The following is a 26,993-nucleotide window of genomic DNA, read 5'->3' on the forward strand; positions in this document are numbered from 1 at the left end:
TTTTCAGCGGCTTCTTGCAGTATCGAACGAAAGCACTCCACGTGTGCGGATTTTTTGACGCGCCGCGATGATGCATGCTCGTTTGCGCTAGACTCGGCGTTCATGCTCAACGTTTCATCCATGCCAGACGCACTTCAAGACGAAACCGATTCCCTCGCCGATGCCCTGCTCGCGGGACTCGCGCGGCCGATCGTATTCGTCGATCTGGAGACCACGGGCTCGAACGCCAACGAGGATCGCATCACCGAAATCGGCGTGGTGGAAGCGAGTACCGCCGGCATCGAGCGCTGGAGCGTGCTCGTCGACCCGGGCGTCCCGGTGCCACCGTTCATCGCGCGCCTGACGGGCATCGAAGATTCAATGCTGCGTGGCCAGCCGAGCTTCGAATCACTCGCGCCCGCGCTCGCCGAGCGCCTGCACGGCAAGCTCTTCGTCGCGCACAACGCGCGCTTCGATTACGGCTTTCTCAAGAACGAATTCCGGCGCGCGGGCATCGCGTTTCGCGCGGATACGCTGTGCACGGTGAGGCTGTCGCGCGCGCTCTTTCCATCGGTCGAGCGGCATGGTCTCGATGCGCTCATCGCACGGCTGAATCTCGCGCCGGAAGGACGACATCGCGCGCTCGCCGACGCCGATCTGCTTTGGCAGTTCTGGCAGAAGATTCACGCGCTTTATCCGCAGGATCTCGTCGATGCCGCCATCAAGACGCTGGTGCGGCGCGCGAGCTTGCCCGCCGCGCTGCCCGAAGGCGCGCTCGACGCGCTGCCATCGACGCCCGGCGTCTATCTCTTTCACGGCGACGGCGACATGCCGCTCTATGTCGGCAAGAGCATCAACCTGAAGCAGCGCGTCGCAGCGCATTTTTCGGGCGATCACAGGCTTCAGAAGGACTTGTCGATCTCGCAGGCCATCCGACGCATCGAATGCCGTGAGACGGTCGGAGAACTCGGCGCGCTGCTGCTCGAGGCGCAGCTCGTCAAGGCATTGAAGCCGACGCACAACCGCTTGCTGAAGGGCGCGTCGGCAACGTGCGCGTGGCAGTGGCTGCCGGGCGCGAGCGCACCGACGCTCGTGAAGGCGAACCGGCGCGATCTGTCGCGCGAGGATCATCTCTTCGGCGTGTTCGCATCGCGGGCGAAGGCGCTCGCGTTCATGCGCCATCTCGCCGACGAACACACGCTCTGTCACGCGACGCTCGGACTCGAAAAAGCGCCCATCTCGCGCGGGCGCGGCTGCTTCGGCTATCAGGTGAAGCGCTGCCTCGGATCGTGCGCGGGCGCCGAAACATTCGCGGATCACGCCGCGCGCGCCCTCGCCGCGCTCGACCCTGCACGCCTCGTGAAATGGCCGCACGAAGGGCCTATCGCCATCGCCGAGCGCGACGAACAATCCGGCCGCGAGGCATGGCACGTGATCGATCGATGGTGCTATATCGGCACCTGCGCGACGCTTGCAGACATTGCGACGCTGCTCGCCGATGCACCCGATCTGCGCCCTTTCGATGGCGACGTGTACAGCCTGATCGCGAAACGTCTCGCGTCAGGGCAGCTCACGTGGATCGCGTGCGATGCGCGGCCTGCGTTCCATCTCGTCGTGCAGGACGCGCCGGCGCGCGCGGTCGCTGTCCTCGCACAGCAGACGAAACGCGCGATGAAGCCCCGCCCCATCGCCGCCGATCAGTTCGCGCTGATGTTCTAAACGCGTCTCACGCGATGCCGCCGTTCGCGCGCAGCACTTGTCCGTTGACCCAACCCGCATCCGGCCCGACGAGAAACGCGACGACCGACGCGATATCGTCTGGCTGACCGAGTCGTTCCAGCGGCGGCATCTTCGAGAACGAGGCGATTTGTTCGTCGGTCTTGCCGTCGAGGAAAAGCGATGTCGCCACCGGCCCCGGCGCGACCGCGTTCACCGTGATGCCGCGCCCGCGCAATTCCTTCGCGAACACATGCGTGAAGGATTCGACCGCGGCCTTCGTCGCGTTGTAGATCGCATAGCCCGGCATGTTGAGCGCGAGCGTCGTGCTCGAGAAATTGACGATGCGCCCGCCGCCGTTCATGCGCGCCGCCGCTTCGCGAAGCGTGTTGAACGTGCCGCGCACGTTGATGCCGAAGGTCTGCTCGTAGAGCGCGTCGCTCGTGTCGGCGAGCGGCATCGTCTTCAGCACGCCCGCGTTGTTGATCAGCGCATCGACGTGGCCCAGTTGCGCTTCGACGGTCTCGAACATGCGGCGCACGTCGTCGGCGTTGGCGACATCCGCCTTCACCGCGATCGATGCGCTCCCCGCTTCGCGCAATTCCGCGACGAGCGCGTCCGCTTCCTTCGCACTCGACGCATAGTTCACCGCGACCGCGAAGCCGTCACGCGCGAGACGCCGCGCGATCTCGGCGCCGATGCCGCGCGACGCACCCGTGACGATGGCCACGCGCTTCGTATTGATCTGATTCATGATGTGCCCTCAAAGTAAGCTGTTCGATGGGAAGCATGATGAATCATTCCGTTTCCGCAATCATCGCGTGTGGCTTAGTATCATCGTTCCAGTTGCTTCAACAATCTCGTATCCATGGATCGATTCCAGGAAATGCAGGTCTTCGTGCGCATCGCGGAACGGCATAGCTTCACGCAGGCCGCCGACGATTTGCAGATACCGCGCGCCACCGTGACCAATCTGATGAAGCGCATGGAAGAGCGCCTCGGCGCGCGCCTGCTCGAACGCACGACGCGCACCGTGCGTCTCACGCACGATGGCGAAGAACACTATCGGCGTTGCGTGCGTCTGATCGCCGATCTGGAGGAAGCGGAAGGCTCGTTCCGGCATGCGGAGCCGAAGGGTCTGTTGCGCGTGAATCTGCAAGGCACGCTCGCGCGGCACTTCATCATGCCGGGACTGCCCGCGTTTCTCGAACGGCACGCGCAGATCGAACTGCATATCGGCGAGGACGACAGGCTCGTCGATCTCGTGCGCGAAGGCGTCGATTGCGTGCTGCGCGCGGGCACGTTGCAGGATTCGTCGATGATCGGCCGGCGCGTCGCGCTGCTCGAACAGGTGACCGTGGCGAGTCCCGCGTATCTCGCGCGTGAAGGCACGCCGCATGATCTCGAAGCGCTCGCATCGCATCGCGCGGTGCACTTCGTGTCGAGCGCGACGGGGCGCGTGCTGCCGCTCGAATTCGCGGTCGACGAGCGCATCGAGAACATCGAATTGCGGGCGTCGCTGTCGGTGTCGGGCGTCGAGCTTTATACGCAAGCGGCTATCGCGGGACTCGGCATCGTTCAGGTGCCGCGTTATCACGTCGACGATGCGCTCGCCGACGGTCGTCTGCAAGTCGTGCTACCAGACATTGCGCCACCACCGATGCCCGTGTCCGTGCTCTATCCGCATAACCGTCAGCTCTCGGCACGTGTACGGGTTTTCGCGGATTGGTTGAGCGAGATCTTCGCTCCATTCAAGATGCGCGGCTAAACGCAAACACCTAAGCAAAAGAGGCCAGCATCCCGATGACGGAAGCTGGCCTCTTTTTCATCGAGCTTCGATTTCGCCAACGAAACCGAAGCCGCAACGCCTGCGAAAAGGAACTTAAGCCGCGGCGTCCTTCAGCTTCTTCAGCGCGCGCGCCTTGATGCGAACGCTTGCCGGCTTGGCCGGGAACCAGCGCTCTTCGCCCGTGAACGGGTCCTTGCCGAAGCGCTTCTTCTTCGCCGGCACGGCTTGCGCGGAGATCTTCAGCAGACCCGACAGCGTGAATTCGCCAGCGCCCTTCTTATGGATCGAACCGAGGATGGTGTCTTCCAGCGCGACCAGCACGGCCTTCACCGCCTTCAGGTCGACTGCGGCGCGGTCCGCGAGATGCGTCGCGAGCGATGCCTTCGTGAACGTATCCTTGATCGGCGAGGGAGCGCCCGTGGTTTTCTTCGCGGCTACTTTCTTCGCGGCAACCTTCGGTGCTGCAGCTTTCTTCGCCGGTGCGGCGGCGGTCTTCGCCGTGGCCTTCTTGGCCGGGACCTTCTTGGCAGCGGTTTTAGCGGAAGTCGGCATGTTTCTCCTACCTGTTTTTTGGTCAGTGATATTCGAATACGTTCGCACCGATGCGTTCGTATCACGCCGGATTCTACATAGGCCAGACGAGTTCGTGCGAGTCTTTTGCGCTTTTATATCGTTTTTATAGGGGTTTTTCGTGGCGTCTCGCTGACACGCGAGCCATGAAGGCATCGTTGGCAATGTTTCTTCGCTGCGTTTACGTCGCACACGTCACGCGTTTTATCACTGCATGGACGATGCACGCGCGCGGTGTTCGATATGAGCGATGAGCGGATAGTGATCGGATGCGATGCGCGAGAGCCGCGTTCGATGCACGTCGACACGCATGAGACGCTCGCCCGGATGCACCCAGATGCGATCGAGCGCGAAGAGCGGATAGCGCGTCGGAAAGGTGCGCAACGCGCTCGCGCGATGAAAGTGCGTGACGAGACGCCGCAGCGTGCGGCCATAGACGAACCACTCGTTCAGATCGCCGAGGAGGATCACGGGCAGCGCCGGCGTATCGAAGTTCTGCAACACCTGCTCCACTTGTGCGCGCCGTTCGCTCGATGCAAGACCGAGATGCGTCGCGACCACGCGCCATACTTCGCCGCCGCAATCGATGTCGGCGTCGAGAGCGCCGCGCGGCTCGCGGCTTCTGAACGAGAGATCGAGCGTGCGCACCGCCCGCACCGGATAACGCGTTAGCACCGCGTTGCCGTAACGGCGCTCGGGCGTGTCGAGCGTCGGGCCGGCGACCGCATGCAGGTTCGTCATGCGTTGAAGCACGTCGAGTACATCGGGCGAACCGTTGCCGCCGAGCGGCACTTCCTGCAGCGCGAAGATGTCCGCATCGATCTCGGCGAGCACTTCGCCGATGCGCTCCGGCGCGAACTTGCCGTCGATGCCTATTGCGCCATGCAGGTTGTATGTGGCGATACGCAACTCGCGCGCGCGGATGTCGTTCAGGGCTTCGCTATTGATTCCGGCTTCGTGCATCAGCGTCATGAATTGACCTCGTCGGGACGCTCGTTCTTCGACGATGCGCTCGCGGCATCGCGCGGCATGGTGCCGTTCTCGCGCAGTTCGTTCGCGCGTCGGGCTTCGTCGCTTGCGCGCGGCTTGTCGGCATCGCTCGGCGCGCCTTCGTGCGCTTCCTGAAGATCCGCGCGGCCAAGAAAGCGCTGCAACAGCAGCGATATGCCGATCAACGCCGCGCCGATGCCGATCAGCACCGCGAACGAGCCGATCGTCGGCCGATGCAGCGATGCGACGAGCTGATGCGCGAACGCGACCGTCAGAAAGATGCCCGGCCCCATGCCGAGCATCGTGCCGATCATGAAGTCGCGCATGCGGATATGCGATGCGCCCGCGACGAGATTGACGATCGAAAACGGTGCGACCGGCAAGAGCCGCAACACGACGACCGCGACGATGCCGCGCTTCGCGACGCGTTCGGACAGCCGGTTCACGCGCGCGCCCGCGAGCTTGCGCACCGCATCGCGGCCAAGCCAGTTGCCGAGCGAATACGAAATGGCGGCCGCGGCCATCGTGCCGAGGAACGCGTACGCGCCGCCCCATGAAGCGCCGAAGACGATGCCCGTCGCCGCGATCAGCAGCGTGACCGGCACCGCGATGACCGCCGCGACGACATAACAGAGGACGATCCACAGCGGCGCGAACGGCAGCGAGTCGATATGGCGCGTCGCGTTCGTGAGCGACTTCAGGTTCGCGTAGTCGCCGAGCGGCGTCCAGTGCCACAGCGCGGCGACGAGCACGATCGTCAACGCGAGCACGCCGAGCAGCGCAAAGCGTCCGATGAGCGGGCGCGTCTTCTCAGCGGGCACGAACTGATCGACGAGTTCGTCGGCGGCGATCGGCGTTTCGGGGTCGATCAACGCTTCCGGCGGAATCAGCTGATCGAGCTCCTTCGATACTTGCGGGTCGAGCGGCACCAGTGTGCGATGCGCATCGCGGTCGCGCAGCAGCGCCTGAATCGCGGCGTTCATGCCGCCGCGCGCATCGCGCTCGCGCACGACATCGGCGATCTCGCAGCCGAGATGCTCGGCGAGCAGCGTGTCGCGCATCGTCGCGATCGCGCGGCGGATGCGCGCATCGGCGCCCGCGTCGATCGACACGTTGCACTCGCTGTCGAGCACCATCGAACGATTGTTCAGGTTGGCCGAGCCGACGATCAGCAATTCGTCATCGACGATCATCAGTTTGCTATGCACGTTGACGATCTCGTCGCCGAGATTGGGCACGCTCGGGCACAGCAGCCGATAACGGCCATGCGTATCGGCGCGCTTGAGCAGCGTATGCAGGCGCGCGCGCAACACGCCCATCGTCACTTCCTGCAGCCAGCCGCTTTGATTGCGCGGCACGACGATCGCGAGATCGGGGCCATCCTCGCGCGCGAGCGAACCGGCAAGCGCCGCGCCCACGGTGCCCGACGTGAAGTACTGGTTCTCGATATAGATGCTGCGCCGCGCCCGCGCGATGGCGTCGAGATACTGCGTGCGGATCTGCTGTACAGGTTGGCGGCCGAGATAGTCGGGCTCGGTGAGCGAGATGGCGATATCGACATCTTCAAGGTCGACGCGTCGCGAAGGCGGCCACGGATCTTGTGCAAGCGCCGCGCGATGCGCGCGGATCGCGAGGCGCTTGCCGCATGCGCGCGCCCATCGTTCGCGCGCGAGCAGGCCGATCTCGCGCGCGGCGTCGCCGTCGAACATTGTGTGGACATCGTGGAACGGCTGATATGCCGCGCCGTTCGCATCGCGGCGCAACGGCTCGTCGGGCGCATGCGCGGTCGTATCCCAGCGCGAGCGCGTGAGATCGAGACCGCCGACGAACGCGAGGCGGTCGTCGATCACGACGATCTTCTGATGCTGCGAGCCGCCGAGCGGATGCCTGCCGTCCATCTGGAAAGCGATGCGCCGGTTCGTGCGCCAGCCCATCTTGTAGACGGGCAGCCACTCGCGCTCGAATGCGTAGAGCATCGCGAAATCCCACGCGAGAATGTAGATGCGCAGGCGCCGCTTGTCGCCGGCGAGCGCGTGCAGAAAATCGCCGAGCGCTTCGGGATAGCCGTCGCCCGCGCCTTCGGGCGTGAGCTTCATGCGGCTGTCGATATCCCAGCCGAGGATAAACACCGTGCGTTCCGCGCGCGTGAGCGCCTCGCGCAGCACGCGGAAATAATCCGCGCCGTCGATGAGCAGGCTGAAGCGCTCTGCATGGCGCACGCTCGCGCAATTGCGTCCAGGCTGAAAAAACGGTTCGTCGTGATTTGCTTGACTCATGTGCCTCTCGACAGCACTCCGCGTCGAAATAACTTTCGTTTTGCAAGCACCATGCCCGCCGCGCCGCGCGGTGATACGCTTCGTTGCATTTGCCGCTTTCGGAGCGACGTGCGCGATGAACGATAACGAAGTCAACAATCAGGACGACGAGCACGCGGGACTGGTTGCGCTCGCGGCGGCATCGGTTGTCGTGGGCGCGGCGACGGGCGCGATCGGCGTGCTCTTTCGCTTCGGCCTCGAACGCGCCGATGCGTGGCGCAACGCGTTCGTCGCGTGGGCGCACGCGGGACACGATGCGGCCATCGTACTCGTCGTGCTCGCTGCATCGGCGGCCGCCGCGCTCGCCGCGTGGCTCGTCGCACGCTTCGCGCCGATGGCGAGCGGCAGCGGCATTCCGCATGTCGAAGCGGTGCTGCACGGCAGATTGCCGCCCGCGCCGCTCGTGCTGATTCCGATCAAGTTCGCGGGCGGCGTGCTCGCCATCGGCGCGGGGCTCGCGCTCGGCCGCGAAGGCCCGACGGTGCAGATGGGCGCATCGATCGCGCATGCCATCGGCAGGTTCTTCAGGCGCAATGTCGTCGATTGCCGCGTGCTGCTCGCGGCCGGCGCGGGCGCGGGGCTCGCGACCGCGTTCAATGCGCCGATCGCGGGCGCCGTCTTCGTGCTCGAAGAACTCATGCGCCGCTTCGATACGCGCACGGCGGTCGCGGCGCTCGGCGCATCGGCGAGCGCGATTGCGATGGCGCGCCTGCTGCACGGCGATCTCCCCGACTTTCACGTCCCGGCGCAACCTTTTCCCGGCTTCGAAATGAGCGGCGCGCATCTTTTGCTCGGCGCATTGCTGGGACTGGTCGGCGCGGCGTATAGCCGCCTCATCGTCTGGACGCTCGATGTCGCTGAATCGATCGCGCCGTCCGGCTCCGTGAAGCACGCGACGGCGCGCGCGGCGACGGTCGGCGCGGCGGTCGGCCTGCTCGCCTGGTTCGCGCCGGATCTCGCCGGCGGCGGCGACGCGCTGAGCGAGCGCGCCCTGCTCGGCAGCGGCACCCTTGCCGGTGTGACGTCGATGTTCGCGTTGCGCTTCCTGCTCGGCCCGGTGTCGTACGCGGCGGGCACGCCCGGCGGCATCTTCGCGCCGATGCTCGCGCTCGGCGCGCAGACGGGCCTCGTGTTCGGGCGCGTGTGTCTCGACTGGTTCCCCGGCATGGCGCCCGACGCCGGCGACACGACCACCTTCGCGGTGGTCGGCATGGCCGCGTTCTTCGTCGCGGTGGTGCGCGCGCCGGTCACGGGCATCGTGCTCGTCACCGAGATGACGGCGAGCTTCACCCTGCTCCTGCCGATGCTCACCGCCTGCTTCACCGCGATGATCGTGCCGATGCTACTTCGCGTGCCGCCGATCTACGATTCGCTCGGCGAGCGCGCGGCGCGCAGGCGCTGACGTCCGCGTCCTGCATGCGGCGGTCGGTTGCGGTAGTCTCGTCCATGAACGTACGTTGCGCCGCGCTTCACGCACGAAACGCGGCGCCTTCCGACTTCATCCACGAGGACAGGCAATGGAATATCGACATCTCGGTGCTTCGGGCTTCAAGGTTCCCGTATTGAGCTTCGGGACCGGCACTTTCGGCGGCAAGGGCGAATTCTTTCAGGCATGGGGCGAGACCGACGTGAACGAGGCGCGCAAGCTCGTCGACGTTTGTCTCGATGCGGGCGTCACGATGTTCGACACCGCCGACATCTACTCGCGCGGTTCGTCGGAATCGATACTCGGCGAGGCGATCAAAGGCCGGCGCGACAAGGTCATCGTGTCGACGAAGGCCACGTTCCGCTTCGACGACGACGACCCGAACGCCGTCGGTTCGTCGCGCTTTCATCTCATCAGGGCCGTGAACGCGGCGCTCCAGCGCCTGCAGACGGATTACATCGACATCTTTCAACTGCATGGCTTCGATGCGAAGACGCCCGTCGAAGAAACGCTTTCCACACTCGACGATCTCGTGCGCGCGGGCAAGATCCGCTATACGGGCGTGTCGAATTTCTCGGGCTGGCATCTGCAGAAATCGCTCGATGTGGCCGATCGTTACGGCTACGCGCGCCATGTCGCGAATCAGACGTACTACTCGCTCATCGGCCGCGATTACGAATGGGAGCTGATGCCGCTCGGGCTCGATCAGGGCGTCGGCGCGATTGTGTGGAGTCCGCTCGGCTGGGGACGTCTCACCGGCAAGATCCGCCGCGGCCAACCGCTTCCCGCCACGAGCCGCCTGCACAAAACCGCCGACATGGGGCCGCCGGTGGCGGACGAATATCTGTATCGCGTCGTCGATGCGCTCGACGCCGTCGCCGAGGAAACCGGCAAGAGCGTGCCGCAGATCGCGCTCAACTGGCTGCTGCAGCGTCCGACGGTCGCGACGGTGATCGTCGGCGCGCGCAACGAGGAGCAATTGCGGCAGAACCTCGGCGCGGTCGGCTGGAATCTGACTGCCGAGCAGGTAAAGAAGCTCGATGAGGCGAGCACTGTCAAGCCGGCGTATCCGTATTGGCATCAGCAAGGATTCGCGGAACGTAATCCGTTTCCGGTTTAAGTCTTGGATATGCGTGGCGGGAACCGGCCCGCCACGTTCGCGATCCGTACCGGGAAGCTTCTGTAAATCTGTATCGGTACTGTACAGGACAGCTTCCGTACACTTGGCGCCATCGAATCTGCAATCACCGGAATGCGCCATGCCCGCCGAACTTCTCAACGCCCTGCCTGCCGCTGCGCTTTTCGCGCTGGTGACGACGATCACGCCCGGCCCCAACAACACGATGCTGCTCGCCTCGGGCGTCAACTTCGGCCTGAAGCGAACGGTGCCGCATGTGCTCGGCATCAGCACGGGCATGGCGATTCTCATGATCGCGGTCGGTCTGGGGCTGTCGCAGGCGTTCGAGCGTCTGCCGTGGCTCTACACCGTGCTGGAAGCGGCGAGCGTCGCGTATCTGCTGTATCTGGCGTGGAAGATCGGCACATCGTCGTCGGTGCAGATGCGCGATGGCCAGGGTCGCCCGATGCGCTTTCACGAAGCGATCGCGTTCCAGTGGATCAACCCCAAAGCATGGATGATGGTGCTCACCGCGGCGACGACCATCCATCTGCATGCGAGCCTTTCGCTGAATGCTGCGCTGATGGCGCTGGTGCTGGTCGTGATCGGGCTGCCGTGTATCACGATGTGGGCGGCGTTCGGCATGTCGTTGCGGCGTTTCCTCGCGAATCCGCGCTGGCTGCGCATCTTCAACATCACGATGGCGGTGTTGCTCGTGCTGTCGCTGTATCCGATCGTCGCCCATTTCTTCGATTGATGCTTCGATTGATGCATGAGGAGGAATGCGCGCTGCATCAAAAGCGCGCGCCCTCTTTGCCTCGACGCCGGACCGGTGCATACTGACCTTACGCGCCGGCACGCAAAATCTGCCGTCCCGCTTGCAAGTTTGGGACTGCGTTTCTTTCTCGCCAGCATTGTCTGTCCACTCGGCCGTCCGAGCGATCCCTAAGCGATCCGTCAAGGCGGCATTTCAGCCCGGCGCGTACATGCCTTGCTAGTCCGTTGGTTCGCGCCGAATCGTCGGCGCGGCTTTGAAATCTGTTCAAGGAGTACGCCATGTCTGGAGCCAATCGCCCATCCGGTCCCGCCACGCGCAAATCCCTCGACCTAGCCGATCAGATCGAACGCGATGAACTGGAGAACAACCTGCCGGATGCGCTAAACAGCGTCGACGATGAAGATGATGTCGACGATCCCGACTCCGATCGCACACTAGGCCGTTAGCCTCGACAGCCAGGCCCATCGCGCCAACGAGGACGCGATCCGCAACGCCGCAATGTTTCTTCAACGTTGCGGCGTTTTTGCATCCTGAGCGCGTTCGACGCACCGGGCACGCCCGTTGCTTTGAACGATGCGCGAAAGCGGCGGCATCGGCCCGCTGCGAATCGACGATCAAACGATTCTTTACGGGAGGGCTTCATGCTGCGTTACGCTGTCATTTTCTTCATCATCGCGATCATCGCGGCCTTCTTCGGCTTCGGCGGCATCGCAACGGGCGCGGCGGAAATCGCCAAGATCCTGTTCTTCATTTTCATCGTGATCTTTCTGGCGACGTTGCTGCTTGGCGTGTTCAGGCGATGACGCTGGGCGTGCGGTGAACGTGGTCGAAGTGGAAGGCGCGGGTTCTCGTTCAAGGTTCGCCTGAATTTCAGGTTGCAACGCAAAGCCGTCAATTGAATCGTCCGATCAATGGCGACATATGGGATTAGGCCTAGGAAGCGAGACAGCGGTTTCGCGTGCCCTGCGTTTAGCAACCACCCGCTATGACCGCCGCTTTCGGCGATGATGTTGGAGTTACCGTCGATCCCGGTAATGTGCGTCATTGACTCCGTAGCGGCGACGCCCCTGTGAGAAGGAGCGCCGCCGTACTTCCGTGTCAGTGATGCGTCAGAGAAGTGCCGAACGGCTTGCTGCTAGAAGCCAGGTTAGCCCTATCCCTTGCAGATCGAGAACGTCAGCTGTGCGCTGTTCTGCCATGCTCCGACTGTCAAAGCGGCGATGCAGAGCACTGGCCAGAACTGGTTTCATGTGCGTTGAATCCGTTTTTCATCACGACGCAAACATGCCGCCGCGCTGTTTTTTGCACGCCGCTTCGCACATCGAATCATGTAATAACCACCCGATTCTTCCCATCCCTTTTCGCCCGATACAGCGCGAGATCCGCCGCTTCCACGAGCTGTTTCGACGCATCGTCGTGAACGGCCATCTGCGTCGCCCCGCCGATGCTGATCGTCACACGCCCGCTCGCCGAACCCGTGTGCGGTACGTTCAACGCCTCCACCGCGATGCGTATCTTCTCGCCGAGCAACCTCAATCCCGGCGCCGACGACGACAACAACACCACCGCAAACTCCTCGCCGCCAAAACGCGCGGCCAGATCGGTTGGACTGCTGAGGCTCGTCTCGATCGTATGCGCGACAAGCTTCAGCACATCGTCCCCGGCGACGTGCCCATACGTATCGTTGTACGACTTGAAGTTATCGACATCGATCATCAGGAATCCGATAGCCGCATGTTCGCGCGCCGCGCGCCGCCATTCGGCATTCAGATAATCATCGAGACGACGGCGGTTCGATAAGCCCGTCAGCCCATCCGAATGCGTCAGGCGTTGCAACTCCAGATTCGTTTCGAGCAGCTTCTGCTGCGACTGACGCAGCGCGCGATACGCTTCGTCGCGCTGCAACAGGTTCTGATACGAACGCGAGTGATAGCGCACGCGCGCGACGAGCTCGATCGTATCGGGCAGCTTCACGAGGTAATCGTTCGCGCCCGCCGCGAACGCCGCGCTCTTGATGCGCGGCTCTTCCTTCGTCGAGAGCACGATGATCGGAATGTCGCGCGTCGCGGGATGCTCGCGGTACTGACGCACGAGCGTCAGGCCATCGACGCCGGGCATTACGAGGTCTTGCAGGATCACGGTCGGCCGCGTTTCCTGCGCGGTGCGCAGCGCCTCTTCCGGATTGGCGCAGTAATGCAGATCGACGTTCGCCTCATCCGCGAGCGCGCGGCGCAGCGCCTCCGCGATGATCGCCTGATCGTCGACGAGCAGGACCATCACCGGCAACTCGGCCGCGGGCGGCGCGTTCAACGCGGCTGCGAGCAAGTCGGACACGGCGCGCTCGTCCGCCATCGCGCGCGAACCCGCGCGCTCGAGACTCGCCGCCGCTGCCGACGCGGCCCGTCTCGCGCGCTCGGCCAGCGGATCGGGATGAGGAAGTTTCATGAACGTGTCCTTTATTGAGTGCTTATCGATTGGTTCGTTGCGTGATCAGTCGAATGCCGTGGCGATGGCGTCGGCGATGCGCGGCAACGGCAATATCGACACCGCCGCATTGAGGGCGGCCGCGGCCTTCGGCATGCCGTACACCGCGCTCGTCGCCTCGTCCTGCGCGATCGTGTGATAGCCCTTCGCGCGCATCGCCTTCAGGCCGATCGCGCCGTCGCGGCCCATGCCCGTCAGCAGCACGCCGATCGCGCGTCCGGTCCAGCGCTCGGTCACGCTCTGAAAGAACAGGTCGACGGAAGGCCGGTAAGGCAGTTGCTCGGGATGGGCGGTGTAGCCGAGGCGCGAAGCATCGGCGAAATGGAGATGATCGTTGGTCGCGGCGAGCAGCACTTCGCCCGGCACGGGTCTGTCGCCCTCGCGCGCAACGCGCACGCGCAGCGCCGACTGGGCGTCGAGCCACTGCGCCATGCCTTCCGCGAACGCGCGATCCACGTGCTGCACGATGACGGTCGCCGCCGCGAAGTCCTTCGGCAACGCGCCGAGCAGCGTCGCGAGCGCGGCCGGGCCGCCCGCCGATGCGCCGATCGCGACGAGCCGCGCGGTGCTTTTCGGCATGCTCAACATGCTTGCGGGCGAGGCACTCGACGACGCGAGCCGCGCGCCGATCTGATCGATCTTCGCGATCAACGCCGCCGCGCCGCGACGCGCATCGGCGCCGGCGAGCGTGGGCGTATCGACGGCATCGAGCGCGCCCGCGCCCATCGCTTCGTACACGCGCCATGCGTTCGCGCCGACATCCACGGTGACGACGAGAATCGCGCACGGCGAATGCGCCATGATGGTTCGCGACGCCTGCACGCCATCGACGTTCGGCATCACGAGATCCATCAGCACGACATCGGGCGTGTGCGCCGCGCAATAGTCGATCGCCTGCTGACCGTCGTGCGCGACCCACGCGATCTCGAAGTCGGGACGCGCCGCGAGCGCGCGCCGCAGCGCTTCGACAGCGAGCGATACGTCGTTGACGATGCCGATCTTCATGACTTCGCCTCACCAATGAGATCGCGCACCGCGTCGATGAGCGCCTGATCGTGGAAACTGCCTTTCGCGAGGTAATAGTCCGCGCCCGCATCGAGGCCGCGCCGACGGTCTTCCGCGCGATCCTTGTACGACACGATCATCACCGGCAGGGCGGAAAGCTGCGCATCGCGCTTGATGAGCGTGACGAGTTCGATGCCGTCGAGACGCGGCATGTCGATGTCGGTGATGACGAGATCGAAGCGCTCGCCGCGCACTGCGTTCCACCCGTCCATGCCATCCACCGCGACGGACACGTCGTAGCCGCGCGACGCGAGCAGCTTGCGTTCCAGCTCGCGCACGGTGAGCGAATCGTCGACGACGAGCACGCGCTTCGCACTCGCCACGCTCGCGCGCGCCGCGCCCGCCCCCACGCGCCCGAGTTCGCCGCTGCCGACGAGCTTTTCGACCGAGCGCAGCCAGTCGTCGAGATCGGCGATGAGCAGCGGATCGCCGTTTTCCATCAGCGCGCCCGCCGCGATGTTGCGCACCTTGCCGAGCCGCTTGTCGAGCGGTTGAACGACGAGCATGCGCTCGCCCAGAAAGCGATCGATGACGATGCCGTAGCTCGCCGCGCCCTGCCCGATCACGACGACGTTGAGCGCATCGCTCGCCGCTTCGAATGCGGCGGTCTGCAAGATCTGATGCGCGGTGACGAGGCCGACGCGCTTGCCGTCGAACGAAAAGTGCTGCTGGCCTTCGAGCGTGTCGATGGCGCTCGCGGGCAGCACCAGCGTGCGCGCGACATGTGCGAGCGGCAGGCCGTAAGGCTCGCCCGCGACCTCGACGATGAGGCTCCGGATCACCGACAGCGTGAGCGGCAATTGCAACGTGAAGCGCGTGCCCGCGTGCGCTTCCTGAGTCACGCGCACGCTGCCGCGCACTTGCCGCACGACGTCCTGCACCGCATCGAGGCCGACGCCGCGTCCGGAAACATCCGTGACGGCATCGCGCATCGAGAAGCCGGGCAGAAAGAGGAATTCGAGCAGCTCGGCTTCGGTGAGACGCGCGGCCGTTTCCTCGTTCGCCAGATTCTTGCGCACGACGGCGCGGCGCAATGCATCGAGATCGACGCCCGCGCCATCGTCGGACACGCTGATGAAAAGCGAACCCGCGCTGTGGCGCGCTTCGAGCGTGATCGTGCCGGCCTCGGGCTTGCCGAGCGCGCGCCTGAGCGACGGTTCCTCGATGCCGTGATCGACCGCGTTGCGCAACAGATGGCCGAGCGGCGCGTCGAGCAGATCGAGAATGTCGCGATCCACTTGCGTCGTTTCGCCGGCGATGACGAGGCGCACGTCCTTGCCGAGGCCGCGCGCAACGTCACGCACCATGCGCGCGAAGCCGCCGGTTCCATCGACGAAGGGACGCATGCGGCACGCGAGCGCTTCGTCGTAGATCTGCTGCGCGAGATGCGTCGAGCGGCGATCGAAGTTTTCGAGTTCCGCCAGGCGTTCGCTCAATTGACGATGCGCTTCGGCCGTCAGGCGCCGCACGTCGTCGAGCGCGGCGTGCGCGCGAGCATCGAGTTGCGCCGCGTTCGTTTCGGTGAGCGTTTCGTGCAGACGTTCGAGCGCGCGGCTCGCATCGTGCTGAATGCGCTTCACGCGCAGCATCGATTGCGAGAACGGCTTCAGCCAGCGCGATTCCACGAGCGATTCGCCCGAATGGCTCAACAGGCGATCTAGCGTGTCGGCACGCATGCGCAACATGCGGGCTTCGTTCGTGCGCGAAGGCGCCTGAACCGGATCGGGCGTTTCGTCGAGCGTCAGCTCTTGCGAAAGATCCACGGCGGCGTTGCTCGAAAGCGGCGCTTCGGCCGCTTCCGTGCCTTCGAGACGCGCGTTGAGCGCATCGACGAACGCATCGACATGGCGTTCGAGCGCCGTTTGCGCATCGATGTCGCGCGCCTCGCCGATCTGCACGATCAGATCGACGCCACGCAGCAACATGTCGATATAGCCCGCGTCGAGCACGACGCGGCCGTCCTGCGCGGCGACGAAGCAATCTTCCATCACATGCGCGAGCGTCACGCCCACCGGTACGCCGACCACGCGCGCCGCGCCCTTCAGCGAATGCGCGGCGCGCATGCACGCTTCGAGCGTGACGGGATCGCGCGGTGCGCGTTCGAGCGCGATGAGACCATCGGAAAGAATCTGCGCCTGGCCGCGCGCTTCTTCCTGAAAGAGTTCGAGCAACGACGAGCGGCCCGGATCGATGCTCGTCATGTGAGGCTCCGGTTCATGCTGTCGATGAGACGATCGGCGTCGAGCAGACCGACGGTCGTGTCCTTGAACTCAGCGACCGCATGTGCATGCGATGCCAGCCGCTGCGCGAGCGTCGCGGGCACGGGCTCAAGCTTTGCGCTCGTGAAACGATGCACGCCGTCGACAGCATCGACGGGAAACGCTATCGGACCTTCATGCGCGCCGTTCGCGTGATGATCGCGGCCTTGCGCGCGCTGAATCACGAGCAGACGGCCGAGTTCGCGCGCATCGAGAGCCTGGTTGTGCGACGCATCTTTCACGGCGCGTTCCTCGATGCCGAAGAGCCGCGCAAGCGACGCGCACACGGCCAGCCGGCCACGCACGTTCACGACACCCAGCACCGCGCGATGCCGCCGATGCGGCAGCGAATGCACCGGACGCAGCTGAGCGACTTGCGCGCACACGGTCGTCGGCAGGCCGAGCCATTCGCCGCCGATGCGAAACACGAGGCACGAAATCGTATCGGTCTCGCCGCCGCTCTGCGTTTCCTTCGACGAGACCGCGCTCGTCCGTTCGATCGACGTGCGCGCTTCCACACGATCGAGCACGCGCGCGGCCGCTTCGTCGTGAACCGGGCAATTGCGGCAATGCACGTAGCGTTCGAGCTTCGGGCACGACGCATCGCCGCGCACGCCGATGCGATTCCAGCAATCGTCGATGTCGATCGTGACGTTGATATCGCGGGCGTTCATCGCGCGCTCCCTGTCACACGTTCCGCGCGCGCGAGCAACAGGCGCGCGCCGCTTTCGTCGCCGTCGAGCGAAAGGCATGCGGCCAGATGCGTGAGCGCTTCGCGATGCAAGGGGTCGAGATACAGCGCGCGACGATAATGACTGCGCGATGTCTGATGCTCGCCACGCGCATCGGCGATTACGCCGAGCAGATAGTACGCATCCGCGTTCGACGGATTCACGCCCAGATACGCATGCGCCGCGCTCGCGGCGGCGTCGAGTTGTCCGGCGTCGGCGAGTTCGCGCGCATGCTTGAGGCCATTCGCGGGCTCGGGCTGAACGCGCGTTTCTTCGCGCGCCTTCGTTACCGTCAGCGGCGCCGCGCGAACCGCAGGCGGCACGCTGGCCCATGCAGGCAGGACGAACGCGGACTTCATCGGCGGCGGCGTTTTCACGGTGGGCAGACTCGGCCACGCGGCGTCGAAGACGCTGATACTTTCGCGCTCGGCCCGATGAAACGCGAATGCGAGCGGAATGTTCGCGGAGCTCATGCCCTCGCGCATCAGCAGACCCGTCTCCGCCGGGCCCACGAACAACGTGCCGCCTTGCGCGAGCAGTCCATCGAGCACGCGAAAGACCGCGCGCTGTGTGTCACGGTCGAAATAGATCAGCACGTTGCGGCACAGAATGAAATCGAAGCGCTCGAACGCGTGCGTATCGAGTTGCAGGAGATTGGCCTGCGAGAAGCGCACGCTTTGCGCGACGGCGGGATCGAGTTGCCAGCCGCCATCGATTGCGCGGAAATGACGCTCGCGAAAATCGAGCGCGCGTCCGCGAAACGCGTTGCGCCCGTAGTGCGCGCGGCGCGCAATGGCGAGCGCGCGTTCGCTCACGTCGATCGCCTCGATCGTGAAGCGCTCGGCGGGAATGCCCGTTTCGATCAGCGCCATCGCAACGGTATAGGCTTCCTCGCCGGTCGAGCACGGCGCGCTCAACACGCGCACCGGCTTCGCGGGCCGCTCGTGCAGACGCACGCGCGCAAGACGCGCGAGCGCGGCGAAGGCTTCGGGATCGCGAAAGAACCATGTCTCCGGCACGACGACCGCTTCGATCAGTTCCTGCATGCGCGCGGCATCTTGCGTGACCGCGCGATAGTAGTCGTCCAGCGTGCCGCCCTGTTCGCCGCGCCACAGTGTGTAGCGCTCGCGCACCGCACGCGACACCGAGTTCGCGCCGATCGATTCGGCATCGAGCCCGATCGTGCGATGCAAAAGCTCGATGAAGCGGCCGATGCCGAACGGCTCGCCGTGACCGGCATCGATGAACGGATTCGGCAACGCGCTCATGCGTCGCTCCCGGCGAAGAGCAGCGCTTGCACGTCATCGGGCAACAAATGCTCGATGCGCACCCATTGCAGCAGCCCCGCATCGTCGCGCGTGAGCGGGCCGAGATAGCGGGCGTGCGGCGTGTCGATGCCCGCATCGCTGAACGAGGCGGCATCGAACGTCACGGTGCGCGTCGCCTGTTCGAGCAGAAGACCGAGCCGATGATGCGTCGTCACGCCGTCATCGCCGCAACGCGGATACATGACGAGCGCGAGCCGCGTCGACAGTCTCTCCTGCGATGCACGAAGAAGCGCAAGTGCCGCGACGTCGATGACGGGCACGCTCGCGCCTTCGTAATCGAGCACGCCCGCGACCCATGCGGGCGCGCCCGGCAACGCCTTCAGCGGCGCGAGCGGCAGCATGCGCTCGATCTGCGCGCTGTCGAGCAGATAACGGTCGGACCCGAGCGTGAACTGGACGAAGAGCATCTCGGCGCGGCTTTAAGCCGCCACCTTGAAGCGCGACACGCCCGTGCGCAGGCCGTTCGCGACGTGCGTGAGATCGTCGATCGCCTGCGTCGACTGGCGCAGCGATTCGGCCGTCTGCTGCGCGGCTTCGGACAGTTGCGACAGCGCCTGCGAGATCTGGTCCGCGCCGGTGGCCTGCGTCTGCATGCCTTCGTTGATCATCGAGAAGCGCGGCGCCATCGTCTGCACCTGATGGATGATCTGCGAGAGTTGCCCGCCCACTTGCTGCACGTCGAGCATGCCCCGGCGCACTTCCTCCGAGAACTTGTCCATGCCCATCACGCCCGCCGCGACGGCGGACTGAATCTCTTTCACCATCTGCTCGATGTCGAACGTGGCGACGGCCGTCTGATCCGCGAGGCGGCGAATCTCGGTCGCGACGACAGCGAAACCGCGCCCATACTCGCCTGCCTTCTCCGCCTCGATCGCCGCGTTCAGCGAGAGCAGGTTGGTTTGATCCGCAACTTTCGTGATGGTCGCAACGACCTGATTGATGTTGCCCGCCTTCTCGTTGAGGATCGCGAGCTTGCCGTTCACCGAGCCCGCCGCTTCCATCACGAGGCGCATGGTTTCCTCCATGCGCGTGAGTCCTGCCTGGCCCGTGCCCGCGAGCGCCGCCGATTGCTCCGCCACGCCCGACACTTCGTTCATCGTGCGCACGAGGTCGCGCGCCGTGGCGAAAATCTCGCGCGAGGTCGCGCCGATTTCCGTGGTCGTCGCGGCCGTCTCGCTCGCGGTGGCCTGCTGCTCGCGCGCGGTCGCGGCGATTTCCGACACCGATGTCGTCACCTGCACCGCCGACTTCTGCGCCTGGCCGACGAGACCCGTCAATTCGTCCGTCATGCGGTTGAAGCCCGCTTCGAGCGTGCCGAATTCGTCGCGGCGCGCGAGCGCGAGCCGCTGCGTCAAGTCGCCGGTGCGCATCTTGTCGACCACATCTACCATGCGCAGCATCGGCGCTGTCAACGCCTTCATCAGCATGAAGCCGAGCACCGACGCCGCCCCGATCGCAGTCAGCATGATGACGATGAGCGTCGCTTCCGACTTCTGCACCGAGCCGCGAATGCTTTCCACCGATTTGGCGTTGAAGGTCTCGTTGTGATCGACGAGCGCGCGCGTCGCGGTCTGTCCCGCTTCCCATACCGGCGTGAGGCGCGTGTTGAAGGTCGCGGCGGCTGTGTCCTTCGACGTGGCGAGTTCGCGCAGCGTCTGGTCCTGAACCGGAAGATAGAGATCGCGCTGGCGTTTGAAATCGTTGAAGAGGCGACGGTCTTCGTCTTCGAAGATGGTGGGCACGTAGGTGTCCATCAGCTTGTCGATCGTGGCGCGCATTTCGGTGAGACGCTGCGTGTCGCGGCGCGTCTGTTCGGCGTCTTTATCGATGAAGACGAGCCGTTGCGTGATCGTGTAGTTCTCGAACCATGCCGCGCGCAGTTCGCTGGAGAGCGAGAAGCCGAGCATCGAATCGTCTTCGAGGCTCTTTGCTTCGCGATCGATTCCGCCGAGCAGCGTGTACGACAGTGCGGCCATGACGAGCATCAGGGAAAGGATGATGCCGAAGCTGGCAAGAATGCGATGCCGAATGGACAGTTGCTTCACGCGATAAGCCTCATCAGTTGATAAAGACGGTTGCCGTGCCGCGCGCAACCGCGAGCCGCCTCGAAGACGAGACGTCTCAATTGTAGGATGAATTCTTGCGCGTGAAAGCTGCGCCGCCAGACCGTGTTATCGGCCGATTGTGGGCGCGCTTGAGTTCGGCGTGTCGAGATGAATCATTTCGCCGTGTTTCAGCACGGTGAAAGCGTCCGCGGGCAGACCGGCGCGGCGCACGGCGTCGGCGAGACGGCGTGGCGGCTCGTCGAGCGGCTCGTCGGTCAGTTCGAACGAACCCCAGTGAATGCCGATCGCCTTCTTCGCGTGGACGTCCTGGAAGATGCGCACGGCTTCCTCGGGATCGACGTGCTGCGCGTGCATGAACCAGCGCGGATCGTAGGCGCCGATCGGAATCAGCGCGAGGTCGAAACCGCCGAAGCGCGCGCCGATATCGCGGAAGTCCGGCGAATAGCCGGTGTCGCCCGCGAAATAGAACGAGTACGGATGCGCCGCGCCCGCCGGCGTCTTCACGACCCAGCCGCCCCACAGAGTCTCCGCACGGTCGAACGGCGTGCGCGCCGACCAGTGCTGACTCGGCACGAACCAGATATCGAGCCCGGCGGCGTGCGTCTCGTCGCTCCAGTCGAGTTCTTCGACGTTCGTCACGCCGATGTCGTTCATCCACTGCTTGATGCCGAGCGGCACGAGAAAGCGCGGCGGGCCGCCCGCTTGGGCGTTGAGCGCCTCGATGCTCGGCTTGTCGAGGTGATCGTAGTGATTGTGCGAAATGAGCACGATATCGATGTGCGGCAGTTCATCGAGCGTGAGGCCGGGCGGCGTGTGGCGTTTCGGGCCCGCGAATGAGAACGGCGATGCGCGCTCCGAGAACACCGGATCGGTGAGGATGTTCACGCCGTCGATCTGCACCAGCGCGCTCGCATGGCCGATCCACGTGAGCGTGTCGGCGCTGCGGTTGGCCTTGAGCCACGCGATGTCGGGATGCGCCATCGGAAAGTGATAGTCGTTCGCGGGCGGCTTCGGCAAGCCTTGTGTGAAGCGCTCCCAGCGCCACTTCAGAAACGATTCCCGCGGCAGATGACCGTAGTCGTTTTCGAAGCCGGACAAGGTGCGCTTCGCATGGTGCAGCGCTTGCGGCGCTTGCGATGCCGGTGCGGACGCGGGCTCCGCACTACGCGCGGTCGTTGTTGACGAGCAACCGGCGAGCAGCGCAAACACAGCGGACCAAATGTAGGACATAAGACGCATGTTTTGATGAATTGCGTGCCGCATACGGCTCTAGATTGTACGAAATGCATGTCGAATCGTTTTTGCACGATTTTCCTTGCGGAACTAGCAATATGCGCCCTTCGCCGCCGCACAAGGCGCGAAAGAGAATGTTCCGAACAAAGCGAAGCGTCGGCCCACTTCTTGCATTCGCCCATCCAAGCCGAAAACGGCGCATTCGAAAATCGATAGGGCACGCAGCACGTCGGTGCCAGAAACGGGGGCCCCATGGGCAGCAGTCAAAGACAAAACGCCGTACGCACTTTTAACCCGCAACTGCATACGATGCATGCGATGCTGGTATCGCGGGCGGCATCGCATGTAGCGAGTGCGATGCGGCCCGAAGGCCGCGACGAGGCGCTTGCTGAAGGCATCGCCGAGGTAATCGCCCATTGCGGGCAGGCGGGACTCGGTCTCTTTCTCGCCGCGGTCTGGCACTGGCTCGATGAACGCGGCTATCACGAAGCCGCCGACGCCGTGCAGCATTGCATCGAAAGCGGCACGATGCCGACGGTCAAGGCGACGCCGAAGCTCGTGCGGCGGCGCGACGCGCGCCTCTGAAAGCGTTACGTCATGCGTTACGTCCCGAACCAGCCCGCATCGACGTAAAAGTCGCGCGCGGTGCAGCGTGCCGCATCGTCGGATGCGAGAAACAGCACCATGCGCGCGATGTGCTCCGGGTCGATGCGCTCATGCAGGCATTGCTGCGCGAGAAGCTTTGCCTCGCTCTCGGGCGATTGCCACATCTTCATCTGACGCGGCGTGCGCACGGCGCCAGGAATCACCGTGTTCACGCGGATTCCGTGCTCGCCGAGGTCGCGCGCGAGCCCGCGCGTGAGTCCTTCGATCGCGGCCTTCGCGGTCATGTAGAGCGTGAGATCGGGCAGCGCGAGATGCCACGAAATCGAGCCCATGTTCACGATCGCGCCGTGCTTCTGGGTGCGCATGCGCTTGGCGGCGGCCTGCGCGCAGAAGAATTGATGCCGCAGGTTCACGGCCATGCGCTCGTCCCAGTACGCGGCGCTCACGTTGTCCCACTGATGACGATCGTCGTTCGCGGCGTTGTTGACCAGTACGTCGATCGAACCGGCTTCGCTGGCGATGTCGTCAAAAACCTTTTCGATGGCGGCCGTATCGCGCAGATCGCAATGCAGAAACTTCGGCGCATGCTTCTCGCTCGCGAGCGCCTGTTCGAGCTGCCGCGAATCGGCCTCGGCGACGTCGATGAAAAACACGCGCGCGCCCTGCTTCGCGAACGCCTCGACGATCGCCGCGCCGATGCCGCTGCCGCCGCCCGTCACGACGACGCGCTTGTCCGCAAGACTCGGGTAGATGGCGTAGGACATGGCGGCTCGCTCAATGTGAATGGCGCGGGTTGCCGCGCGTTTCGATCACCTTCAGATACAGGGTCGCGGGCTCGAGACATCCGCCCGTCGACAACTGCCCCACGGTTTGTCGATACAACTCCTGCCACGGCGTCTGCGCAACCGGCGCGGCGAATGCGGATTGCGCGCGGCGGCTTTCGAGCTCGGCTTCGTCGAGGAGCACGTTCACGCTGCGCGCGTTCAGATCGACGCGAATCTTGTCGTTCGTGCGCAGGAGCGCGAGACCGCCGCCCACCGCCGCTTCGGGCGACATGTTGAGAATCGACGGGCTCGCGGACGTGCCGCTTTGGCGTCCGTCTCCCATACAGGGCAGCGAATCGACGCCGCGCTTGATCAGCTCCGCGGGCGGCGCCATGTTCACGACTTCCGCGCTGCCCGGATAACCCACCGTGCCGCAGCCGCGAATCACGAGGATGCAATGCTCGTCGATATCGAGCGACGGATCGTTGATGCGCGCGTGGTAATCCTCGGGACCATCGAAGACGATTGCACGCGCTTCGAACGCGTTTTCCGCGCCGGGCTCGCTCAGATACGTCTTTCTGAATGCATCGCCGACGACCGACATCTTCATGATCGCGCTGTCGAAGAAATTGCCCGACAGGACCATGAAACCCGCGCCATGTTTCAGCGGATCGCCCGTGGTGCGGATGACTTCGTTGTCGGCGGGCGGCGCATCGTTCGCAATCTCGCCGATCGTGCGGCCCGACACGGTCAGACAATCGCGTTTGATGAGTCCTGCCTGGTCGAGTTGCCGCATGACTGCGGGCACCCCGCCCGAGCGATGAAAGCTCTCGCCGAGATATTCACCCGCAGGCATGCAGTTCACGATGAGCGGCACCTGTTCGCCATGGCGTTGCCAATCGTCGAGACTCAATTCGATGCCCATGTGCCGCGCGATCGCGATCAGATGCGGCGGGCAATTCGTCGACGCGCCGAGCGCGGAGGCGACCACGATCGCGTTGATGAACGCGTCGTGCGTCATGATCTCCGACGGCTTCAAATCCTCGCGCACCATGTCGACGATGCGCTTGCCCGTCGCGTACGCCATCTGCCCGCGCTCGCGATAAGCGGCCGGAATGCTGGCGCACGTCGGCAGGGACATGCCGAGCGCTTCCGCGAGACTGTTCATCGAGAGCGCGGTGCCCATCGTATTGCAATGGCCGATGGACGGCGACGACGCGGTCGTCAGGCGCATGAAGCCTTCGTAATCGATCTCGCCCGCCGCGAGCAAATTGCGCGCATGCCAGATCACGGTGCCCGAACCGACGCGCTTGCCCTCGTGCCAGCCGTCGAGCATCGGACCGCCGGAGAGCACGATCGCGGGCATGTCGACGGTGGCCGCGGCCATCAGGCACGCGGGCGTGGTCTTGTCGCAACCCGTGGTGAGCACGACGCCGTCGAGCGGAAAACCGTGCAGGATTTCGACCAGACCGAGATAAGCGAGATTGCGATCGAGCGCGGCAGTCGGACGGCGGCTCTGCTCCGCGAGCGGATGCACGGGAAATTCCATCGGAATGCCGCCGGCATCGCGAATGCCCGCTTTAGTACGCGCGGCGAGTTCGATGTGATGGCGATTGCACGGCGCGAGATCGCTACCCGTCTGCGCAATGCCGATGATCGGACGGCCCGACTGCAATTCCTCGCGCGTCAGGCCGTAGTTCATGAAACGCTCGACGTACAGCGCGGTCATGTCGGCGTGCGAGGGATCGTCGAACCACTCTTGGCTGCGCAGTCGCCTGGATTTCTGTTGGGGCATGGAATGTCTCTCTGTTTATAGTGTCGTTACCGGTAACATTCGTTTCGATGTTAGCACGCATCGGGGCACCGCTTCGGCTCAGGCGCTTTCGCGCGGCACCACGGAATAGGCTACGCGCACGCGCTTGCCGCTCGGTCCGACGATGCCTTCTTCGCGCGCTTCCAGTGCCGCGAGCAAGGTCGCACCGGTGCGCAAGCCGATGCCGTATGCGTCGACGGAGACCGTCGTGATCGATGGCGTGCAGCACGCGGCCACTTCGAAGTTGCCGAAGCCCGCGACGGCGATATCGTCCGGCACGACGAGGCCGCGCCGGTGACATTCCATTATCGCGCCGAACGCGGACATGTCGCTCACGCACATCACGGCTTGGGTGTCGGGCCAGGTGTCGAGCAACGCGGCCATCGCGGGGCCGCCGTGACTCATCGTGATGGGAGAATCGCCCAGACGAACGATGCGTTCGTCGTCGAGACCGAGCGCCTTCATCTGCGCGCGAAAGCCCTTCAGACGATCCAGGCCGCGACGGTCCAGTTCGCTCGCCCCGCCGAGAAAGCCGATGCGTTCGTGGCCTTTGTCGGCAAGATAGCCCACCATCTCTTTCGCCGCGCTGACGTTCGAGAAACCGACGGCGGCATCGATCGGATCGGAAGGCGAATCCCACATCTCCACGACAGGCACGCCGGAGCGGCGCAGCAGCGTGCGCGTCGCTTCCGTATGACGTGAACCCGTCAGCGCAATGCAGCGCGGCTGATGTCGCAGCATCGAGCGCACGAGCCGTTCCTCGCGATCCAGATGGTAGTCCGTGTCGCCGATAAGCAATTGCAGGCCATGCGGTTCGAGCGACGCCGATAGACCGCGCACCGTGTCCGAAAAGTTGGAGCTCGCGAGCGACGGTACCAGCACGGCGACGAATTCCGAACGTCCGGACGACAATGCGCCGGCGGCGGCATCGGCGACGTAGCCGAGTTCGTCGATTGCCTTCTGGACGCGCTCACGCGTCGCATCCGCGACGCTGTGGCCGGCGAGCACGCGGGAGACGGTCATCTTCGAGACGCCGGCGAGACGCGCGACGTCGGACATGCGCGGCGGAGCGGCGTGAAGATCGAAGGAGGATGGCGGCATGCGTGACTCAGGGGGTGTCAATCTACCCGAACCCAGCCGTCCTCGCGCTGCTCCAGAATCATGTGCAGCTTCGTTTCGCCGGCTTCACGGTCGGCGGCGGTTACGTCGGGAAAGGCGCGCTTGATGTCGCGATCGTCCATCCACGGGGCGACGCTTTCGAGCTTGTACGTGTACGTAACGTCCGAGCGATGGGCCGTGGGATCGGGCTCGGTCCAGCCGACGACCTTGTCCAGCTTGACGTGCGCATAGCAGAGCGTCCAGGCGCGCGGATCGCTCGTGGCGTTGGGATCGCCGGCGGGGCGGTTGGTTTCGACCGCGTACTTCTGCCCTTCGCCAGTGAGTCCGTACGCGATCCCGTTCTGCCTGGCGTTGGCGTTCGCCGCGGTCGGCGCCGCGCGGGCAATGAGTCCGCTTTTCTCGAGCGCGGCGAGTTGTTCGCGCAGTGCCGCGGCCGAATACTCGTTGAGATCGCGATTACTATAAACCGATGGGAACGCGTACGGCCCGCGACCGCTTCGATTGAGGCACAGCAGACCGCGGTTTGTTTTCATGTCGGCGGAAATCGCGGCGCCCAGGCTGGACTCGCTTGCGTCGTTCTTCTTTCCGCACGCCGCGACAAGCAACGCGGCGCTGACGGCGGCAATCAACAGGCTCGTTCTCATATGCGCTCCGGAAAGGGTCGGCATGATGGTTACAACCTTTCGACGCCATTCTACCGACTGAAACCCTGCACTGGAGATGGGATGGTGTCGGAACCGATCATCTCGACGGATTTCGACTCCAAAACGCAAAAACCCCACCTTGCAGGGGTGGGGTTTTTGTTTGGAGCATAAGGAGCCTGACGATTACCTACTTTCACACGGG

24 protein-coding genes are annotated in these 26,993 nt (G+C 64.5%); 8 read left to right on the forward strand and 16 right to left on the reverse strand.

The window, feature by feature from the left end; all coding sequences use genetic code 11:
* Nucleotides 1-120 precede the first annotated feature (120 nt).
* Nucleotides 121-1,698 carry a 3'-5' exonuclease family protein gene (locus NCS28_RS20135; RefSeq protein ID WP_250515511.1) on the forward strand — a complete coding sequence of 526 codons (1,578 nt, stop codon included), beginning with the start codon at nt 121-123 and terminating at the stop codon, nt 1,696-1,698.
* A gap of 7 nt (nt 1,699-1,705) precedes the next feature.
* On the opposite strand, the gene NCS28_RS20140 is transcribed toward NCS28_RS20135, so the two are convergent.
* Complete coding sequence (locus NCS28_RS20140; protein ID WP_250515512.1) at nt 1,706-2,449, reverse strand: SDR family oxidoreductase; 744 nt, start codon at nt 2,447-2,449, stop codon at nt 1,706-1,708.
* Between the two features lie 114 nt (nt 2,450-2,563).
* On the opposite strand from NCS28_RS20140, the gene NCS28_RS20145 reads away from it, so the two are divergent.
* Complete coding sequence (locus NCS28_RS20145; RefSeq protein WP_250515513.1) at nt 2,564-3,463, forward strand: LysR family transcriptional regulator; 900 nt, start codon at nt 2,564-2,566, stop codon at nt 3,461-3,463.
* A 114-nt stretch (nt 3,464-3,577) separates the two neighbouring features.
* On the opposite strand, the gene NCS28_RS20150 is transcribed toward NCS28_RS20145, so the two are convergent.
* From NCS28_RS20150 to NCS28_RS20160, 3 genes are all read right to left on the reverse strand, one after another.
* The gene (locus NCS28_RS20150) at nt 3,578-4,036 is read right to left on the reverse strand and encodes an HU family DNA-binding protein (RefSeq protein ID WP_061117918.1); all 459 of its coding nucleotides are present in this window, start codon (nt 4,034-4,036) and stop codon (nt 3,578-3,580) included.
* Nucleotides 4,037-4,261: 225 nt separating this feature from the next.
* Nucleotides 4,262-5,026: an endonuclease/exonuclease/phosphatase family protein gene (locus tag NCS28_RS20155; protein WP_250515514.1), complete on the reverse strand. Its 765-nt coding sequence runs from the start codon at nt 5,024-5,026 to the stop codon at nt 4,262-4,264.
* Complete coding sequence (locus NCS28_RS20160) at nt 5,023-7,320, reverse strand: VTT domain-containing protein (protein ID WP_250515515.1); 2,298 nt, start codon at nt 7,318-7,320, stop codon at nt 5,023-5,025. Before NCS28_RS20160 ends, NCS28_RS20155 begins: the two co-directional genes overlap by 4 nt.
* Before the next feature lie 115 nt (nt 7,321-7,435).
* On the opposite strand from NCS28_RS20160, the gene clcA reads away from it, so the two are divergent.
* From clcA to NCS28_RS20185, 5 genes are all read left to right on the forward strand, one after another.
* Nucleotides 7,436-8,761, forward strand: coding sequence for a H(+)/Cl(-) exchange transporter ClcA (clcA, locus tag NCS28_RS20165; RefSeq protein ID WP_250515516.1), 1,326 nt, complete (start codon nt 7,436-7,438; stop codon nt 8,759-8,761).
* Nucleotides 8,762-8,876: 115 nt separating this feature from the next.
* Nucleotides 8,877-9,905 carry an aldo/keto reductase gene (locus NCS28_RS20170; protein WP_250515517.1) on the forward strand — a complete coding sequence of 343 codons (1,029 nt, stop codon included), beginning with the start codon at nt 8,877-8,879 and terminating at the stop codon, nt 9,903-9,905.
* A 139-nt stretch (nt 9,906-10,044) separates the two neighbouring features.
* Nucleotides 10,045-10,659, forward strand: a complete 615-nt coding sequence (locus NCS28_RS20175; protein ID WP_250515518.1) for a LysE family translocator — start codon at nt 10,045-10,047, stop codon at nt 10,657-10,659.
* Between the two features lie 299 nt (nt 10,660-10,958).
* Nucleotides 10,959-11,126: a hypothetical protein gene (locus NCS28_RS20180; protein WP_250515519.1), complete on the forward strand. Its 168-nt coding sequence runs from the start codon at nt 10,959-10,961 to the stop codon at nt 11,124-11,126.
* Nucleotides 11,127-11,321: 195 nt separating this feature from the next.
* Complete coding sequence (locus NCS28_RS20185) at nt 11,322-11,483, forward strand: DUF1328 family protein (protein ID WP_035509367.1); 162 nt, start codon at nt 11,322-11,324, stop codon at nt 11,481-11,483.
* A 523-nt stretch (nt 11,484-12,006) separates the two neighbouring features.
* Here NCS28_RS20185 and NCS28_RS20190 read toward each other — a convergent pair.
* The 8 genes from NCS28_RS20190 to NCS28_RS20225 form a co-directional block, all read right to left on the reverse strand.
* Nucleotides 12,007-13,125: a diguanylate cyclase gene (locus tag NCS28_RS20190; RefSeq protein ID WP_284505265.1), complete on the reverse strand. Its 1,119-nt coding sequence runs from the start codon at nt 13,123-13,125 to the stop codon at nt 12,007-12,009.
* Nucleotides 13,126-13,170: 45 nt separating this feature from the next.
* Nucleotides 13,171-14,169: a chemotaxis response regulator protein-glutamate methylesterase gene (locus NCS28_RS20195; RefSeq protein ID WP_250515520.1), complete on the reverse strand. Its 999-nt coding sequence runs from the start codon at nt 14,167-14,169 to the stop codon at nt 13,171-13,173.
* On the reverse strand, nt 14,166-16,430 hold the full coding sequence (locus NCS28_RS20200) for a hybrid sensor histidine kinase/response regulator (protein WP_250515521.1): 2,265 nt from the start codon (nt 16,428-16,430) through the stop codon (nt 14,166-14,168). Before NCS28_RS20200 ends, NCS28_RS20195 begins: the two co-directional genes overlap by 4 nt.
* Nucleotides 16,427-17,161, reverse strand: a complete 735-nt coding sequence (locus tag NCS28_RS20205; protein WP_250515522.1) for a chemotaxis protein CheW — start codon at nt 17,159-17,161, stop codon at nt 16,427-16,429. Before NCS28_RS20205 ends, NCS28_RS20200 begins: the two co-directional genes overlap by 4 nt.
* Nucleotides 17,158-18,486, reverse strand: a complete 1,329-nt coding sequence (locus tag NCS28_RS20210; protein ID WP_250515523.1) for a CheR family methyltransferase — start codon at nt 18,484-18,486, stop codon at nt 17,158-17,160. The genes NCS28_RS20205 and NCS28_RS20210 overlap by 4 nt, the downstream gene beginning before the upstream one ends.
* Nucleotides 18,483-18,953, reverse strand: coding sequence for a chemotaxis protein CheW (locus NCS28_RS20215; protein ID WP_250515524.1), 471 nt, complete (start codon nt 18,951-18,953; stop codon nt 18,483-18,485). Before NCS28_RS20215 ends, NCS28_RS20210 begins: the two co-directional genes overlap by 4 nt.
* A 12-nt stretch (nt 18,954-18,965) precedes the next feature.
* The gene (locus NCS28_RS20220) at nt 18,966-20,591 is read right to left on the reverse strand and encodes a methyl-accepting chemotaxis protein (protein WP_250515525.1); all 1,626 of its coding nucleotides are present in this window, start codon (nt 20,589-20,591) and stop codon (nt 18,966-18,968) included.
* Between the two features lie 126 nt (nt 20,592-20,717).
* The gene (locus tag NCS28_RS20225) at nt 20,718-21,842 is read right to left on the reverse strand and encodes an MBL fold metallo-hydrolase (protein ID WP_250515526.1); all 1,125 of its coding nucleotides are present in this window, start codon (nt 21,840-21,842) and stop codon (nt 20,718-20,720) included.
* Between the two features lie 321 nt (nt 21,843-22,163).
* On the opposite strand from NCS28_RS20225, the gene NCS28_RS20230 reads away from it, so the two are divergent.
* Entirely contained in the window at nt 22,164-22,430 is a 267-nt protein-coding gene (locus NCS28_RS20230; RefSeq protein ID WP_250515527.1) for a hypothetical protein, read from the forward strand.
* A gap of 17 nt (nt 22,431-22,447) precedes the next feature.
* On the opposite strand, the gene xylB is transcribed toward NCS28_RS20230, so the two are convergent.
* From xylB to NCS28_RS20250, 4 genes are all read right to left on the reverse strand, one after another.
* Nucleotides 22,448-23,215: a D-xylose 1-dehydrogenase gene (xylB, locus tag NCS28_RS20235; RefSeq protein ID WP_250515528.1), complete on the reverse strand. Its 768-nt coding sequence runs from the start codon at nt 23,213-23,215 to the stop codon at nt 22,448-22,450.
* Nucleotides 23,216-23,225: 10 nt separating this feature from the next.
* Nucleotides 23,226-25,010: an IlvD/Edd family dehydratase gene (locus NCS28_RS20240; protein WP_250515529.1), complete on the reverse strand. Its 1,785-nt coding sequence runs from the start codon at nt 25,008-25,010 to the stop codon at nt 23,226-23,228.
* A 78-nt stretch (nt 25,011-25,088) separates the two neighbouring features.
* Nucleotides 25,089-26,129 carry a LacI family DNA-binding transcriptional regulator gene (locus NCS28_RS20245; RefSeq protein WP_250515530.1) on the reverse strand — a complete coding sequence of 347 codons (1,041 nt, stop codon included), beginning with the start codon at nt 26,127-26,129 and terminating at the stop codon, nt 25,089-25,091.
* 17 nt (nt 26,130-26,146) lie between these two features.
* Nucleotides 26,147-26,920 carry an SEN1982 family lipoprotein gene (locus tag NCS28_RS20250; RefSeq protein ID WP_250515531.1) on the reverse strand — a complete coding sequence of 258 codons (774 nt, stop codon included), beginning with the start codon at nt 26,918-26,920 and terminating at the stop codon, nt 26,147-26,149.
* Nucleotides 26,921-26,993 lie beyond the last annotated feature (73 nt).

It is taken from the genome of Caballeronia sp. INDeC2 (assembly GCF_023631325.1).
Lineage (GTDB): Bacteria > Pseudomonadota > Gammaproteobacteria > Burkholderiales > Burkholderiaceae > Caballeronia.

Coding starts and splice junctions, on each gene's coding strand:
- NCS28_RS20240 (WP_250515529.1), bottom strand. CDS start 25,010: ATGCCCCAACAGAAATCCAGGCGACTGCGCAGCCAAGAGTGGTTCGAC.
- NCS28_RS20180 (WP_250515519.1), top strand. CDS start 10,959: ATGTCTGGAGCCAATCGCCCATCCGGTCCCGCCACGCGCAAATCCCTC.
- NCS28_RS20210 (WP_250515523.1), bottom strand. CDS start 18,486: ATGAGCGCGTTGCCGAATCCGTTCATCGATGCCGGTCACGGCGAGCCG.
- NCS28_RS20205 (WP_250515522.1), bottom strand. CDS start 17,161: ATGAACGCCCGCGATATCAACGTCACGATCGACATCGACGATTGCTGG.
- NCS28_RS20140 (WP_250515512.1), bottom strand. CDS start 2,449: ATGAATCAGATCAATACGAAGCGCGTGGCCATCGTCACGGGTGCGTCG.
- NCS28_RS20155 (WP_250515514.1), bottom strand. CDS start 5,026: ATGACGCTGATGCACGAAGCCGGAATCAATAGCGAAGCCCTGAACGAC.
- NCS28_RS20215 (WP_250515524.1), bottom strand. CDS start 18,953: ATGCTCTTCGTCCAGTTCACGCTCGGGTCCGACCGTTATCTGCTCGAC.
- NCS28_RS20245 (WP_250515530.1), bottom strand. CDS start 26,129: ATGCCGCCATCCTCCTTCGATCTTCACGCCGCTCCGCCGCGCATGTCC.
- NCS28_RS20195 (WP_250515520.1), bottom strand. CDS start 14,169: ATGAAGATCGGCATCGTCAACGACGTATCGCTCGCTGTCGAAGCGCTG.
- NCS28_RS20190 (WP_284505265.1), bottom strand. CDS start 13,125: ATGAAACTTCCTCATCCCGATCCGCTGGCCGAGCGCGCGAGACGGGCC.
- clcA (WP_250515516.1), top strand. CDS start 7,436: ATGAACGATAACGAAGTCAACAATCAGGACGACGAGCACGCGGGACTG.
- NCS28_RS20135 (WP_250515511.1), top strand. CDS start 121: ATGCCAGACGCACTTCAAGACGAAACCGATTCCCTCGCCGATGCCCTG.
- NCS28_RS20200 (WP_250515521.1), bottom strand. CDS start 16,430: ATGACGAGCATCGATCCGGGCCGCTCGTCGTTGCTCGAACTCTTTCAG.
- NCS28_RS20160 (WP_250515515.1), bottom strand. CDS start 7,320: ATGAGTCAAGCAAATCACGACGAACCGTTTTTTCAGCCTGGACGCAAT.
- NCS28_RS20175 (WP_250515518.1), top strand. CDS start 10,045: ATGCCCGCCGAACTTCTCAACGCCCTGCCTGCCGCTGCGCTTTTCGCG.
- NCS28_RS20170 (WP_250515517.1), top strand. CDS start 8,877: ATGGAATATCGACATCTCGGTGCTTCGGGCTTCAAGGTTCCCGTATTG.
- NCS28_RS20150 (WP_061117918.1), bottom strand. CDS start 4,036: ATGCCGACTTCCGCTAAAACCGCTGCCAAGAAGGTCCCGGCCAAGAAG.
- NCS28_RS20185 (WP_035509367.1), top strand. CDS start 11,322: ATGCTGCGTTACGCTGTCATTTTCTTCATCATCGCGATCATCGCGGCC.
- NCS28_RS20145 (WP_250515513.1), top strand. CDS start 2,564: ATGGATCGATTCCAGGAAATGCAGGTCTTCGTGCGCATCGCGGAACGG.
- xylB (WP_250515528.1), bottom strand. CDS start 23,215: ATGTCCTACGCCATCTACCCGAGTCTTGCGGACAAGCGCGTCGTCGTG.
- NCS28_RS20230 (WP_250515527.1), top strand. CDS start 22,164: ATGCTGGTATCGCGGGCGGCATCGCATGTAGCGAGTGCGATGCGGCCC.
- NCS28_RS20225 (WP_250515526.1), bottom strand. CDS start 21,842: ATGTCCTACATTTGGTCCGCTGTGTTTGCGCTGCTCGCCGGTTGCTCG.